Consider the following 15,168-nt stretch of genomic DNA (forward strand, 5'->3'; position numbering starts at 1 on the left):
TGAATTGCGGCTGCATGCGCAGCACCTTCTGCAGTACGGGCACGGCCTCGTGCGGACGGCCGACGGTATCGAGAAGGTTGCCCAGGTTGAAATGCGCCGCGACATAGTTCGGCTCGGCGGCAATGGCTTCGCGAAATTGCTGGATGGCGCCGTGGGTGTCGCCGAGCGCATTGAGCGCCATGCCCAGGTTGTTGTGCGCGCCCGCGTGGCCCGGCCGTATTTGAAGCGCGCGGCGGAACGCCTTCGCGCCTTCCTCGAAACGGCGCATTCCAAGCAGCGCGTTGCCGAAATTGTTCCAGGTAGGCGCGTCGCCGGGCTGCAGGCGCAGGGCTTTTTCGAAGGCATCGGCGGCGTCTTCGTGACGGCCCGCCGCAGCGTACGCATTGCCCAGGTTGTATTGCGCGAGCGAAAAGCCGGGTTCCAGGTGCAACGCGTTACGAAACCTTTCGATGGCGTCATCGATCCGGCCGAGCGCCTTCAGCGCATTGCCGAGGTTGAGCTGCAAGGCGGGATCGGCGGGACGCAGGTCTGCCGCGCGGCGCACCAGATCGGCCGCTTCCGCGTGCTGGCCTTGTTGGTGGCGCAGCACGCCGAGCAGATGAAGTGCGTCGACGTGGGAGGGCTCTGCGGCGAGCGCGGCCTGATAGTCGCGTTCCGCTTCGGTGAGGCGGCCGTCGCGATGTGCTGCGAAGCCGCGCGCAAAAACTGTATCCATTGAGGGAAATCGAATGCGAACACGCCATTTTCCCACACGTTCACCGCCGATCCCGATTTTTGCGTTGACGCCGGCGACCTGGTCTCGATAACATGTGAACACCTGTTCATATGTTCGATATAACAATCGTGCCTTCAGCGCTACTGCTAAACGACGTTTCAACCGATGAGCGTGTCGTTCCGCTCGCCGACCTGTTCCGCCTGCTGGGTGACCCGACGCGTTTGCGCATCGTATTGACGTGCGTCGAAGGGCGTACGCCCGTGGGGGCCATAGCGGAGTCGCTGGGGTTATCGGCTTCGCTCGTGAGCCACCATTTGCGCTTGCTGCGGGCGGCGCGAATCGTGCGGGCAGAGCGCGAAGGCAAGCAGGTTTTCTATCTCGCCGCTGACCAGCACATCAGCAGCATGCTGGCTGAATTGCTCGAGCATATCGCCGAGCCGCACGCCGATTTCAGACCGGATAACGATTAAATGGCACCTCGACCGACGCATCAACATCAGCATCATGACCACGGGCACGAAGGTCACGCGCATGACCACGAGGCTCACGAGGCACACGGCCACGATCACAAAGGCGGCCATCATCACCACCATGCGCCGCAAGCCGGGCAGGGCCGCACCTTCGCGATAGCGGTCGCGCTGAACGTGGTGATCGTGACCGTGCAGGCGGTGTACGGGTTCATCGCGCATTCGACCGCGCTGCTCGCCGACGCGGGCCACAATCTCTCCGATGTCCTCGGCCTCCTGCTTGCCTGGGGCGCGGTCTGGCTCGGCACGCGAAAGCCATCGGAACTATACACATTCGGACTCGGCAGTTCGTCGATACTCGCTTCGCTCGCCAACGCCGCGCTGCTGCTGTTCGCGTGCGGCGCGATCGTGCTCGAGGCCGTCCAGCGCCTGCTCAATCCCGCGCCGGTTGCGGGACTCGATGTGTTTATCGTTGCGACGATCGGGCTGGTGGTCAACGGTTTCTCCGCGTGGCTTTTCATGCGCGGCAGCAAGGAAGACCTAAACATCCGCGGCGCGTTCCTGCACATGGCGGGCGATGCCGGCATCTCGGCCGCGGTCGCCGTGAGCGGCCTGGTGATCCTGTATACCGGCGCGAGCTGGGTCGATCCGGTGATGAGCATTGTCGTGGTCGCGGTGATCGTGGCCGGGACGTGGGGGCTGGGGCGCGACGCCATGCGTCTTGCCATGGCCGCGGTGCCGCCGGGCGTGGACAAGCCGCGTATCGAAAAATATCTCTCCGACTTGCCGGGCGTCACCGACGTCCACGATCTCCACGTCTGGGCGCTTTCCACCACCGAAAACGCGATGACCGCGCATATCGTGATGCCGGCGGGACATCCGGGCGATGTTTTCGTCGATGCAATCGTGGGAACACTGCGCCGCGACTACGCCATGCGCCACGCGACGCTGCAAGTGGAAATGGGCACGACGGTGCACAGTTGTTCGCTGGGTGAAAAGGCGCACGCGCACTGAGGGTTGGATCCCCGCGTTTGCCGATTACGACCGGCGTACACTGGAAGTCAGTGACGTTTGATGGAGAAGCGCATGTCCGCGCAGAAGCCGAACCGACACAAAACGCTCGATGTATCGCCGGTGCTCATCGCGGGCGCCGGTCCCACGGGTCTCGCCGCTGCCATGAGCCTCTCGCGCGCCGGCATTCCGGTGCGCCTGGTCGATAAAGCCCCCGAACCCTCGCCGTGGTCGCGCGCCATCGGCATCCAGGCGCGCACGCTCGAATTGTTCGAACAGCACAGGCTGGTCGAGCCGTTTCTGGAACTGGGTCACCGGGCGCGGACTGGCAACCTTTATTCGAACGGGCAGCGTCTCACGCAACTCGACTTCGATCCCTTGCAAACGCGTTATCCCTTTCTGCTTTTCCTCGATCAATCCGTCACCGAACGTCTCATGACCGAACATCTTGAAACGTTCGATGTGCGTGTGGAACGTGGCGTGGAATTGATCCACTTCAACCAGGGATCGGCGGGGCTTGAAGCCACGCTGCAGCATGCCAACGGCGCGGAAGAGCATGTGCGGCCGTCGTACCTGATTGGAGCGGACGGCGCACACAGCACGGTGAGGCATGGACTGAACATCGAGTTCACGGGAAAGACCTTCGAGCAGACTTTCCTGCTCGCCGATCTTCACGCCGACACCGAATGGCCCGACGACGAATTCCATATCTTTGCGTCGGGTGAAGGCATTGCCACGTTGTTCCCGATGGGTGGCGGGCGCACGCGCCTGATCGCCGATCAGCGTGTCGCGGCACAATCGCCGGACGCGCCCGACAGCCTGCAAAAAAGCGTGGCGCCCACGCTCGATGAATGCCGCGAACTCATCGCGCGGCGCATTCATCATCGGGTGACGGTGACGAACCTCGCGTGGTCATCGTATTTCCGGCTGAACAACCGTATGGTGGACCAGATGCGATCCGGGCGCGTGTTCCTCGCCGGCGATGCCGCGCATGTCCATAGTCCTGCCGGTGCGCAAGGCATGAATACGGGCATTCAGGAAGCGTTCAATCTGGGCTGGAAGATCGCGCGGACGCTGGCGGGCGTGGCGTCGGATCGACTGCTCGATACGTACCATACCGAGCGTCACCCTATAGAGCGCGAAGTGCTGCGGACATCGAGTTTCATGACGCAGATGGCCGCCGCCGAACATGGCCCGATGAAGCTGATTCGCGATCACGTGATGCCGGTGTTATCGGCGATCGGTCCTTTGCGCGATGCCGCGCGGCGCACGGTCAGCGAGTTGTCGGTGCAGTATCGGAAAAGTCCGTTGACGCTCGAACGCGGACTCGATGGCGGCCCGCGTGCGGGCGATCGCGCGCCGGATGCGTGGGTGCATGTGGTCGATGGACCGCTTGGGCGTGCGCCCGGTGTCGGTTGTCTCTTCGATCTTCACGATCCCGCGTATTTCTCGCTGTTCCTGATGGTGAAGCCCTCGGAGGACGATGACATCGCACTTGCGCCCGCGACGCTGACCGTGGCGCACGCATTGCGCGACAAGGAGCTCGATGAATTGGCGAAATCAGTAGAAGAGGCGTTGCCGAACAGTGTGCGCGTATGGCGCATCACCGATAAAGGCGATGACGGCGCACGTTCGTTGACTGAAGCGTATGGAAGGACGCGGCCGTGTTTTTATCTGGTGCGGCCGGATGGATATATTGCAGCGCGAGGACGCGCGCCTTCCGATACGCAAGGGTTGTTGAGGCACTGCGAGACGTGGTTCGGGGCGGGGACGGAGGAGTAGGGTCCACACGCATGCCCCCGATCACGGTCAATCTAGCGGTCTTCTCGCTGACTGAAAATACGCACAACGTCAATCTGATCGTCGCTCAAATCGAACGCAAAACGTATCTCATAACGGCTCACAAACGCTCTTCGAATGTCTACAGGTGCAAATTGTGGCAACTTGACAGCAAGCCCCGGGTTGTCGACGACGAAGTCAACACCATCGATTAAATCAATCGTGCTTTGGGTAGCGGCGGCCGGATTATTCAGGACAAGAAAGTCGTATAAGCGTTTGAGGTCGCCCAGCGCTTCCTGGGACCATGTAACGTCAAGCGCCACGTTTCTCTTTCGGAAATGACAACGGCTTCTTGGTACTTAAGCTCTCCGCCCAAGCCCTCACATCTTCGTGGGGAACGCTCTTTCCCGCCCGCAGGCTCGCGATGCCCTCACGCGTCAGCCGGTCTCTGGTGTCTTCGAGTTCAACAAACTGCTCTAGCGCTTTGCTTATCAGCCAACCCCGGGGCCGATCCAGCCTTTTAGCGAGCTCATCTACGCGTTCTGCTAACGCGTCTTCCACATGTGCGGTCATTGTGCGCGGCATCTTGCACCTTCAGTCAATTCTAATCAAAATGATTATATTCGATTCGAGCCCATAAAAACGGCGAAAAAAAGGACCGCGGCAGCGGTCCCCATTCTCAGGTATCGAAAACACCCCAAACCCTAAGCCGCAACCGCCGGCGTCAGCACCTCCCGATGCTTGGTCAACGCCTTCACCACGATCGGATGAAGCTTCGCGCTCAACTCCGGATCATCCAGCGCTTCCAGAATCGGCGTTCGCATTCGCGGCGCCCAGTACTTGTGAATGTGATTGGCGATGCCATCGAGCGCTTCCTCGTGATCCGGCATCGAATCGAAGAACTCACCAATCTGATTTGCCATGTCCACCAGGCTGTTCACATCCATGATTATTTCCCCGACGTAACCGGCAATTCACGCAAGTTCAGGAACTCGAGCTGTTGAACATTGAACGCCGAATACTCCTTTTGCCATTGCGACGGCTGTTCCACCGGCATCACCTGCACGGCCGTCACCTTGTACTCGGGGCAGTTCGTGGCCCAGTCGGAGGAGTCGGTGGTGATCACGTTCGCGCCTGATTCCGGGAAGTGGAAGGTCGTGTACACCACGCCCGGTTGCATGCGCTCGGTGATCTTGGCGCGCAGCACGGTCTGACCCGCACGCGATTCAATACCCACCCAGTCGTCCGCCTTGATCCCACGGTCCTCGGCGTCGACCGGATGAATCTCCAGCCGGTCCTCGTCGTGCCAGCGCGAATTCTCCGTGCGCCGCGTTTGCGCGCCCACGTTGTACTGCGACAGGATTCGCCCCGTCGTCAGCAGCAGCGGGTATTTGCGCGTGACCTTCTCCGGCGTCGCGATGAACTTCGTGATCACGAAGTGACCCTTGCCGCGCACGAATTCATCGATATGCATGGTCGGCGTGCCTTCCGGCGCCTGCGCGTTGCAAGGCCACTGGATGCTGCCGAGTTCATCGAGACGCTTGTACGACACGCCCGTGAACGTCGGCGTGAGGCTTGCGATCTCATCCATGATCTGTGACGGGTGCGTATAGCCCATTTCATAACCGAGCGCGTGCGCCAGCTTGATCGTCACTTCCCAGTCGGCAAGACCCGGCAGCGGAGGCATGACCTTGCGCACGCGCGAAATGCGGCGTTCGGCATTCGTGAACGTGCCGTCCTTTTCCAGGAACGACGAACCCGGCAGGAACACATGCGCATACTTGGCGGTTTCGTTCAGGAAGATATCCTGCACGACGATACATTCCATCGACGACAACGCCTTCGATACGTGCTGCGTATTCGGGTCCGACTGGACGATGTCCTCGCCCTGGCAATAAAGGCCGAGGAAGCTGCCGTGAACGGCGGCATCGAACATGTTCGGAATGCGCAGGCCCGGTTCCGACTGCAGCTTGACGCTCCACGCTTCTTCGAACAATGCGCGCACAGCCGCGTCGCTGATATGGCGATAGCCCGGCAACTCGTGCGGGAACGAACCCATGTCGCACGAACCCTGCACGTTGTTCTGGCCACGCAGCGGATTCACGCCGACACCTTCACGGCCAATATTGCCCGTTGCCATCGCAAGATTCGCGATGCCCATGACGGTCGTCGAGCCTTGCGCATGTTCCGTCACGCCGAGGCCGTAATAGATCGCGCCGTTGCGTGCGTTGGCATAAATGCGCGCGGCTTCGCGAACGGACTGCGCGGGAACGCCGGTAATGGCTTCCATGGCTTCAGGCGAGTTTTCTTCCAACGATACAAAGTCGCGCCATTGCTGGAACGCGCGCGCTTCGCAGCGCTCGGCTACGAATTCTTCGTCCACGAGCCCTTCGGTAACGATCACGTGGGCGAGCGAGTTGACCACCGCGACGTTCGTGCCCGGACGCAAGGCCAGATGATGCGAAGCCTTCACGTGCGGCGTATCGACGATATCGATCCGGCGCGGATCCACCACGAGCAGTTGCGCGCCTTCACGCACGCGCCGCTTGAGACGCGATGCAAACACAGGGTGGCCATCGGTCGGATTCGCACCGATCACCATGATCACGTCGGCCTTCTCAACCGATGCAAACGTCTGCGTGCCCGCCGATTCACCCAGCGTTGTCTTCAGCCCGTAACCCGTCGGCGAATGGCAAACACGGGCGCAGGTATCGACGTTGTTGTTGCCGAACGCCGCGCGCACGAGTTTTTGCACGAGGTAGGTTTCCTCGTTCGTGCATCGTGACGATGTAATCCCGCCGATCGAATCCACGCCGTACTTGTCCTGAATGCGGCGGAATTCGCTCGCCGCGTACGAAAGCGCTTCTTCCCAGCTCACTTCGCGCCACGGGTCGGTGATCTTCGCGCGGATCATCGGCTTGGTGATGCGGTCCTTGTGCGTGGCATAACCCCATGCAAAGCGGCCCTTGACGCAGGCGTGGCCGTCGTTGGCATCGCCGTTCTTGTTCGGCACCATGCGCACGACCTGGCTGCCTTTCATTTCCGCCTTCAGCGAGCAGCCGACACCGCAGTACGCGCACGTGGTCACGACCGAATGCTCGGGCTGACCCAGCATGATGACGGTCTTTTCCTGCAGCGTCGCCGTTGGGCATGCCGCCACGCACGCGCCGCACGACACGCATTCCGATTCCATGAACGGCTGGTTTTCGCTTGCCGCCACGCGCGATTCGAAACCGCGTCCCGCGATGGTCAGCGCGAACGTGCCTTGCGTCTCTTCGCACGCGCGCACGCATCGGTTACATACGATGCACTTCGACGCGTCGTACGTGAAATACGGATTGGATTCGTCCTTCTTGTCCTTCAGGTGATTCGCGCCTTCGTAGCCGTAGCGCACTTCGCGCAAACCAACCACGCCTGCCATGTCCTGCAGTTCGCAGTCGCCGTTTGCCGGGCACGTCAGGCAATCGAGCGGGTGATCGGAGATGTACAACTCCATCACGTTCTTGCGCAGCGACTGCAGCTTGTCCGTTTGCGTGCGCACTTTCATGCCGGCTTCAACGGGTGTCGTGCACGATGCCGGATAACCCCGCTTGCCCTCGATTTCGACCAGGCAGAGACGGCACGAACCAAACGGCTCGAGCGAATCCGTCGCGCAGAGTTTCGGCACGTTTACACCGGCCTCGATCGCCGCGCGCATCACCGATGTTCCGGCCGGCACGGTGACCGGCGTGCCATCGATATCGAGCGTCACATCGATATCGGCATGGCGCAGCGGCGTGCCGTAGTCGGTATCGTCGAAGGGATCGCGCAGCTTCGTTTTACAAGCGCAATTACCGGAACCGCAGGAAGAACTGGACATATATGTGCTCCTTCTTTTAAGCCGCTTTCTGCGACGGCTTACGCGAAAGACCGAAGTCTTCGGGGAAATGATCGAGGGCGGACATCACCGGATAGGGCGTCATGCCGCCCATCGCGCAGAGCGATCCGGCAAGCATGGTGTCGCAGAGTTCGCGCAGCAACGTAACCTGTTTCGGCGATGTATCGCCGGCGCGGATCTTCGCGATGACTTCAACGCCGCGCGTGGAACCGATCCGGCACGGCGTGCATTTGCCGCAGGATTCAACGGCGCAAAAGTGCATTGCGTACTGGGCGAGGTCGGCGAGGTTGGAGGTGTCGTCGTGAATCACGATGCCGCCATGACCGACCACCGCGCCCACCGCCGCATACGCTTCGTAATCCATGGGGATATCCCATTGGCTCTCGGGCAAATATGTGCCAAGCGGACCGCCGACTTGCACAGCGCGCGCCGGCCGGCCGGTTGCCGTGCCACCGCCATATTCGTAGATCAGTTCGCGCAACGTGACGCCGAACGCGAGTTCCACGAGACCGCCTTGCTTCACGTTGCCGGCGATCTGGAACGGCAGCGTGCCGCGTGAACGGCCCATGCCGAAGTCGCGGTAGAACGCCGCGCCCTTGGCGAAGATGATGGGCACAGTTGCCAGTGTGATGACGTTGTTGATCACCGTCGGCTGGCCGAACAAACCGACCAGCGCAGGAACCGGCGGCTTCGCGCGCACCACGCCGCGTTTTCCTTCCAGCGATTCCAGCAGCGCGGTTTCCTCACCGCAAACATACGAGCCCGCGCCCTTGGCGACTTCGAGTTCGAACACCTTGCCGCTGCCGAGCACATTTGCACCGAGCCAGCCGGCTTCGCGCGCTTTGACAATCGCGCGGTTCAGCGTGGTGATCGCGTGCGGATATTCGCTGCGCACATAGATGTAGCCTTTCGTCGCGTTCGTCACGATCCCCGCGATGATCATCCCTTCGATCAACATGTACGGATCGCTTTCCATCACGAGGCGGTCTGAGAACGTGCCGGAATCGCCTTCGTCGGCGTTGCATACCACGTACTTCTGCGGCGCTACGGCCGCGCGAACTGTGCGCCATTTGATGCCGGCCGGGAATGCCGCGCCGCCGCGTCCGCGCAAGCCCGATTCGAGCAACGCTTCACATGCGGCGTCGCCATCGGTTTCGAGCGCGCGACGCAGGCCTTCGAGGCCGCCGTGGGCGACGTAGTCATCGGTGGAAAGCGGGTCCGTGATGCCGATGCGCGCGAATGTCAGCCGCTGCTGTTTCGCAAGCCACGGCATGGTGTCGACCACGCCGATGCGCTTGTCATGCGCAGCGCCGGTAACAAAGCCGGCGTCGAAGAGGGCGGGGACATCGTCTTCATCGACGTTCGAATAGCCGATGCGGCCTGCCGCCGTCTCTACTTCGACGAGCGGTTCGAGCCACAACATGCCGCGCGAACCGTTACGCACGATCTCGACTTCAATGCCGCGTTTCTGCGCTTCCGAAGCAACGGCCAGCGCAACGCGATTGGCGCCCAGCGCCAGCGCCGAGGAATCGCAGGGAACGTAGATGCGTGTCATACCAGGTCCTCCACGCTCGTGTGAACGCGCGCCTCTTCATATAGCCGATCGAATTTCTGCGGCGTGACGCGGGCGTACAGCTCGCCATTGATCGTCATGGCCGGCGACAACGCGCATTGCCCGAGGCAATAGACGGTTTCGAGTTCGGTATCGGGCTGATGACCGGAGTCGAACTTGCAGCCGGTATGTCCTTCGATATGCTCGGCCAGCGCCTCCGTTCCCATGCTCTTGCACGCTTCGGCGCGGCATAGCTGAACCGTGACGCGCGCCGGCGGTTCCGAGCGGAAGTGGTGGTAATAGGTGATCACGCCATGCACTTCGGCGCGCGAAAGCGACATCGCCACGGCGAGCGGGGCGATGACATCGGCAGGAATGAAGCCGGCCTCGTCCTGGATTGCGTGCAGCACGGCAATCAGCGACGCACCTGGTTTCAAGTGGCGCGCAACGCGTTCGTCGGGCGTGACGGCGGGTTCATTCGGGTTGCTACTGACAATCTGGACCATGTGGGGAGTCTCCATCGCTCGGCATATGTTTTATTAATGCATATATCGGTCTTATAATCGCTGTACCGAGCCTCTGATATGCAAGATACGAGGCTATCCAGTCGATGGCAATAGGAACAACAACTGCATATGATCGACGTTGAATGCCGGACCGAACTCGTCTTGCGCGATGCAGCAGGCCGCGAAGCCAGTCTCAGCGCGGCCGTGCCGCTTTTGCTGCTTGTTTCGCAGACCGGAAGTATTGCGCAGGCAGCATCGGCTAAGGGTTTGTCCTACCGGCATGCGTGGGGCCTGTTGCGCGAAATCGAGACACGGTTGGGCGGCGCGCTGATCACCAAGTCGCGCGGGCGCGGGTCGGTGTTGTCGGAACTCGGTGAAGCCGTCTTGCGGGCGCAGCGTATGTCGAACGATCGGCTCGACGGTCCGCTTCAGGCGGTGGCGAGCGAAGTAGCCGGTGAGTTGAACCGGCGGTTGTTGCGCGCGGTCAGTGAAGTCCGTATTCACGCGTCGCACGGTTATGCGGTCGCGGCGCTCGTCGGTGCGCTGGCCGCAAAACGGATTCCCGCCGATATCAAATACCGGGAGAGCGCCGAAGCCGTAAGCGCCCTGGCGCGCGGTGAATGCGAGCTCGCGGGTTTTCATTTGCCGATCGGCGAGTTCCGTGCGAGTTGCGCGGAGATTTATCGGCCGTGGCTGGATGCGGGGCGGCACGGCCTGATTCACCTGACGCGACGCACGCAGGGACTTTTCTTGCCGAAGGGCAATCCGAAAGGCATACGCGGATTGCGCGATCTCGCCCGCGACGACATCCGCTTCGTGAACCGGCAACCCGGCTCGGGCACGCGCATGTTGCTCGACCTGGCGCTGCGGCAAATTGGCGTGAATCCGGCGACCATCAACGGTTACGCGACTGCCGAACTGACACATTCGGCGATTGCTGCATTCGTGGCGAGCGGCATGGCCGACCTCGGCTTCGGCGTGCAGCCGGCGGCGCAGCAGTTCGCGCTCGATTTCATCCCGATCATCGACGAGGATTATCTGTTCGCCTGCGACCGCGACAAGCTCGCCGATGCCCAGCTAGCCGGCGTGCTCGACGTGCTGCGCAGCGCAGCGTTCAAGGGCGGCGTGGCGCAACTCGAAGGCTACGACCCGCTGCATTGCGGGGAACTGCTGGATCTGGAAGCTGCGCTCGGCGGCTCAGTGCCGACGTGAGCCAAGACAGCGCGTTGTAAGCTAATGTAATACGCCGATACATGCGCGAGGGCCGCGTAACCGGCCGATTGCGGAGCAAGCGTTTAGAATCAGATCTCGCGGTCCGGATCTTCGGTGTGAGCTTTTCTGAAACATTCGTGACCGGACGTTTAACCGAAGTCTGTTCATCGACTTGCTAGAGACTGTACTGCCGCCATGAAACTGCTTTTAAGTATTGCCGCATCCATCGCGTTTGTTGCCGGCGCCGTTGCCTTTGTGCCCGTTGCATTTGCGCAGAATTCACCCGGCATTCCGGGCGGTATCCTGCAAGACCAGTTCCGGCTGAAGGAGCACCCGCAATTGCAATTCGCGGCTTCCGCGCCGTCCGACAAGTACCAGAACAAGGAAACAGCCAAACGCCGCCGTGGTGATCTGGGCGATCCAAACGGTTGCAACCTGCAATGCCCGAAGGACGAGTAAGCTGCCTTTAGCGCATCGCAGCGCGCGACTTTTCAACGCACACGGCTTCGCTCGGTCATCGATCACGAAGCGTGTGCGTTCACTACGCGTGTCCCCTTTTTAGCCGCGGCGTTCGCGGCGCTTGCCGCAACGGCAGCGTTAACCCTGCTTTCACCCCTCGATTTCTCACCGCCTCGCGCTTCGCTGAACGCTTCATTTGTCTAAGCGTCTGTTACCACTCATTACCGACCGATTAATGCTACTTGATGGCGGCGCGTACGGCATGCGCTCGGGTATCTTATCGTTGCGTGCGTTGAACGGTCCGCAGTGACAAACGCACTTAACTTTCATAAAAAACAATGAAGCAAGCCAGCTAAGTGGCCGCACGCGAACGAGGCGTGCCGAGAGGGCCACGTGGACGGCAGTGTCCACCCGACGGCATCGGCTAGCAGGACACGCTTTAGAAAGGCGAGGGGAAGACAGCCAAATGAGAATTCTTCAAGTCGTTCTTGCACCCCGGTTATCAGGGGCCGAGGTGCTTGCGAAGGGCGTAGCGATCGGGCATCAGCAAGGTGGTCACGATGTTTGCATCACGTCGTTGATGCCGGAGCACGACGATTTCGAACACATCAGCGCCGAGCTGCGGGCGAACAACGTCTTGTGTCTGTTTCCGCAGCGCTCGCTCGGCAAGGTCGGCCGACTGCTGTTCTTGCATCGCGCCATTCGCCGCTTCAAACCCGACATCATCTTCGCGCACGCGACCATACCCGCGCTGTACGTCCGCGCGTTGCCGACCCGCGTGCCGATTGTGTGGGTCATGCACTCCGGCGCCAACGACTTCGCGAACAATGCGCTGCTGTTTGCGGAACGCCTGCTGTCGGGGCGCGCCAAGGCGGTGATCGGGGTATCGCAGAAGAATATCGATGATTACGTCAAGGAAGTCGGTTCACATCCGTCCATGATCGTGGTGCCGAACGGCGTCGATATCTCGCGCTTCACGCAGACGAGCGAACCGTTGACATCGACGGGAATCCGCCAGATCGTCCAGATCGGGCGTTATATCCCCGAGAAGAACCAGTTGCAGACCGTCCAGGCGTTCGCCCGCGTGGCGGCTGTCGATCCCGACGTGCGTCTGCTGCTTTGCGGCGTGATCGAGAATCTCGCGTATCACGCGGCAATCGTGAAACTCGTCGACGAACTCGGCTTGAACGATCGCGTGAAGATAATCGGGCCGCAGTCCAACGTGGCCGAGATCCTGCGCGAGTCACGGGCGTTCGCGATGCCCTCGAGTTTCGAGGCGCACAGCATCGGCTTTCTCGAAGCGCTCGCGTCAGGTATTCCGGTGGTCGGGAACGCAATCCCGTCGTTTGCTTTTGCCGATACTTTTCCCGGCGTCGCGCTGCTCGATACCAGCGACGCCGATGCCTACGGCCGCGCATTGCTCGCTGCGTTGTCGCAGCCGCGCGCGACACGTCCGTTGAACGGACTGACGCTGCAGAGTACGGCTGACCGGTATCTCGCGATTGCGTCCGACGTCCTTAATCTGCAGGTGCGGATGGGCTGATTTGCGGTACTCAAAAACGCGCCGCCGATATTCTCGGCGGCGCGTTTTTTATTGCAGGTTCCTAAGCCACAGCGACTCGGAAAAAAGTCCGGGCATCTCGCTCCAGATTTGCGCCGGGCCGAGCTTGAGCGCGCTGTCGAAGTCATAGCCGATCAACATCGGCGCACCGCCCGTGTAATAGAACGGCCCAAGCTTCGCGTTCGCACGCTTGAACAGCACGAGCGTCGAGCGTCGCTCACGCTGCACGATGTGCGGCAATGCATCCGCGTACGACGATTCCTTCAGCGTCCCGGCGAGCACCGGCGTGCCTCCGCCTTTGAGCGTCCAGACATCGATATCCGGGCCATCGCCGCGCGGTTGCAGCATCACGAGGTCATCGGTTCCGTCGCCGTTGATGTCGCCGGCCGTCACCTTCGTCATCGCCGATGAAAACTGCGGATACGTGTTGCCGCGCAGCGTCCCGGCGAACGCACTGCCGGAACTTGTGAGCTGCGTTATTGCCATTGCGCCATTCATATTCTCGATCGCGACAAGCCCGGTTCGCGGCGATCCGGCTGTGTGCATCGGCAGGAAACGCGTGTTCGTGCTCAAGTCGTGAGCCTGCATCCACAACGCAGGCGCACGGCCGTTCTTGCCGACGCTCGCCAGCACCCACAAGTTCAGGCCACCATCGCCGCGTTTGTGCGCGATCATTACATCGGCGCGGCCGCTTCCCGTGAAATTGCCCGCCACATATTGCTGCGCGTTCGCCGGCGTCCACACCGTGCCTGTCTGATACCACAGCTTCGGCGCTTCGAAACGCGTACCTGTGCTGCGCATCAGCCAGAACGCCGTGCCGCCGTTGCGCGGCGAGATCACCATCAGGTCGGCGCGGCCGTCGCCATCGAAATCGCCCAGCAGGAAACGCACGCTGTCGAAGCAAAGCCGGTTGGCCGAACACGTGGACGCCGTGGCGTGGGCATCGAAAGGTATGGCGTTGAGATACCAGGGCTCCGCCGTTTCCAGCCGCGACATATCTGCGACCCATACGTTGAAGCCCGGTCCGTCCTTGCGGCGCTGCACGTAGACTACGCTTGAGCGGCGCTCACCGGTGGCGGCGCTTGCGGCGTTGTCGATGTTATCGCCGCGTACGTCGCCGAAGAGGCCGCCTTCCTCGCGGTTATCGGTCCATTGCGTTTGCGCCGATGGCGCCCAGCGCGACTCCGTCGTCAGCGCCGAACAACTGCCCGCCGCGAGCGCACCGTTGCGCCCGGCCAGGCAATGACCAAGCGGCGTGTACACATAGCCGAAGTCCCAGGGCGTCCACTTCTGGGCGGCATCGGCGGAATCCGGCGGCGCGCATGCTTCTTCGATCAACGTGCCGCTGCGTTCGGCGACGCATTGCCGCGTGGTTTCATCGACGAGTTGTGCCGTGTTCTTGGTCCCCGGCGCCGCCGATACCTGCTGCCAGTGCCAGTCCTGCGTCTTCGCGCCTGTGCACGCGGCAAGCGTCGGCGCGGCGCCGAGGCCGGCCGATGTCACGCACTGACTCGAATATTCGTTCACGATCTGCATTGAACGCGGCTGGAAATCCGGACCCGGGTCGCTCGCGTGCGCGCGTGTCCAGTAGCGGCGCGCGACCCAGTTGCCGTCCCACTGATATTCGCCGAAGACGTGGCCGCCGTTATCGTCGCCATCGATGGCGAAGTACGACGCCACGTCGTCGCGCTTCTTTTGGGTATCGGCGGCGTCGAGGTTCTTGGGCAGTCCGCCGGTCGGATACGTCACGTGATAGCCGATCGGGATATCGCGCCCGAGCCCTTGCGCCGCGATCCGCGTGGTGCGCGCGGCGTAGATGTGATCCGGGTGCTCGATGAACGGCACCGTATCCGGATTGAGCGTGTAGATCTCGGTCGCCGGTGCGAGCATGGCGCGCACGGTCGCGATCAGCGCGGCGCGGTCGTACTTGATCGTGTTCGATCCGTCCGCGTTCAGCGGATATGTGTCGATGCTTTCGCCCTTGTCCCACAGCAAACCGAGCGGCGGCGTGCGCGGCGGACGCGTGCCA

At 61.6% G+C, this 15,168-nt stretch carries 14 protein-coding genes; 6 read left to right on the plus strand and 8 right to left on the minus strand.

Annotation, left to right across the window (positions count from 1 at the left end):
* The coding region (locus ACRXB1_RS14510; protein WP_449492374.1) for a tetratricopeptide repeat protein at window positions 1-715 on the minus strand (715 nt) is incomplete at its 3' end.
* Between the two features lie 128 nt (window positions 716-843).
* On the opposite strand from ACRXB1_RS14510, the gene ACRXB1_RS14515 reads away from it, so the two are divergent.
* The 3 genes from ACRXB1_RS14515 (at window position 844) to ACRXB1_RS14525 (ending at window position 3,975) form a co-directional block, all read left to right on the plus strand.
* Window positions 844-1,185 (plus strand): ArsR/SmtB family transcription factor, encoded by a 342-nt coding sequence (locus tag ACRXB1_RS14515; RefSeq protein ID WP_449492375.1) that lies wholly within the window; start codon window positions 844-846, stop codon window positions 1,183-1,185.
* Window positions 1,186-2,196: a cation diffusion facilitator family transporter gene (locus ACRXB1_RS14520; RefSeq protein WP_449492376.1), complete on the plus strand. Its 1,011-nt coding sequence runs from the start codon at window positions 1,186-1,188 to the stop codon at window positions 2,194-2,196.
* Window positions 2,197-2,268: 72 nt separating this feature from the next.
* Window positions 2,269-3,975, plus strand: a complete 1,707-nt coding sequence (locus ACRXB1_RS14525) for an FAD-dependent monooxygenase (protein WP_449492377.1) — start codon at window positions 2,269-2,271, stop codon at window positions 3,973-3,975.
* Between the two features lie 32 nt (window positions 3,976-4,007).
* Here ACRXB1_RS14525 and ACRXB1_RS14530 read toward each other — a convergent pair whose 3' ends face one another.
* From ACRXB1_RS14530 to ACRXB1_RS14555, 6 genes are all read right to left on the minus strand, one after another.
* Window positions 4,008-4,295 carry a type II toxin-antitoxin system RelE/ParE family toxin gene (locus tag ACRXB1_RS14530; protein WP_449492378.1) on the minus strand — a complete coding sequence of 96 codons (288 nt, stop codon included), beginning with the start codon at window positions 4,293-4,295 and terminating at the stop codon, window positions 4,008-4,010.
* Window positions 4,285-4,557, minus strand: coding sequence for a CopG family ribbon-helix-helix protein (locus ACRXB1_RS14535; RefSeq protein ID WP_062167361.1), 273 nt, complete (start codon window positions 4,555-4,557; stop codon window positions 4,285-4,287). Before ACRXB1_RS14535 ends, ACRXB1_RS14530 begins: the two co-directional genes overlap by 11 nt.
* A gap of 119 nt (window positions 4,558-4,676) precedes the next feature.
* Window positions 4,677-4,919, minus strand: a complete 243-nt coding sequence (locus ACRXB1_RS14540) for a formate dehydrogenase subunit delta (RefSeq protein WP_062167359.1) — start codon at window positions 4,917-4,919, stop codon at window positions 4,677-4,679.
* Between the two features lie 2 nt (window positions 4,920-4,921).
* Entirely contained in the window at window positions 4,922-7,831 is a 2,910-nt protein-coding gene (gene fdhF, locus ACRXB1_RS14545; RefSeq protein ID WP_449492379.1) for a formate dehydrogenase subunit alpha, read from the minus strand.
* Between the two features lie 16 nt (window positions 7,832-7,847).
* The gene (locus tag ACRXB1_RS14550; protein WP_449492380.1) at window positions 7,848-9,404 is read right to left on the minus strand and encodes a formate dehydrogenase beta subunit; all 1,557 of its coding nucleotides are present in this window, start codon (window positions 9,402-9,404) and stop codon (window positions 7,848-7,850) included.
* Window positions 9,401-9,907 carry an NAD(P)H-dependent oxidoreductase subunit E gene (locus ACRXB1_RS14555; RefSeq protein ID WP_449492381.1) on the minus strand — a complete coding sequence of 169 codons (507 nt, stop codon included), beginning with the start codon at window positions 9,905-9,907 and terminating at the stop codon, window positions 9,401-9,403. Before ACRXB1_RS14555 ends, ACRXB1_RS14550 begins: the two co-directional genes overlap by 4 nt.
* 129 nt (window positions 9,908-10,036) lie before the next feature.
* On the opposite strand from ACRXB1_RS14555, the gene ACRXB1_RS14560 reads away from it, so the two are divergent.
* The 3 genes from ACRXB1_RS14560 (at window position 10,037) to ACRXB1_RS14570 (ending at window position 13,121) form a co-directional block, all read left to right on the plus strand.
* Window positions 10,037-11,119, plus strand: coding sequence for a substrate-binding domain-containing protein (locus ACRXB1_RS14560; protein WP_075358856.1), 1,083 nt, complete (start codon window positions 10,037-10,039; stop codon window positions 11,117-11,119).
* A gap of 195 nt (window positions 11,120-11,314) precedes the next feature.
* Complete coding sequence (locus tag ACRXB1_RS14565; RefSeq protein ID WP_062000032.1) at window positions 11,315-11,578, plus strand: hypothetical protein; 264 nt, start codon at window positions 11,315-11,317, stop codon at window positions 11,576-11,578.
* A gap of 466 nt (window positions 11,579-12,044) precedes the next feature.
* A complete protein-coding gene (locus ACRXB1_RS14570; RefSeq protein ID WP_062167348.1) occupies window positions 12,045-13,121 on the plus strand; it encodes a glycosyltransferase family 4 protein in 1,077 nt (358 codons plus the stop codon).
* Between the two features lie 48 nt (window positions 13,122-13,169).
* Here ACRXB1_RS14570 and ACRXB1_RS14575 read toward each other — a convergent pair.
* A partial coding sequence (locus ACRXB1_RS14575) for an FG-GAP-like repeat-containing protein (RefSeq protein ID WP_449492382.1) occupies window positions 13,170-15,168 on the minus strand: 1,999 nt, incomplete at its 5' end.

This window comes from Caballeronia sp. M23-90, assembly GCF_053574605.1.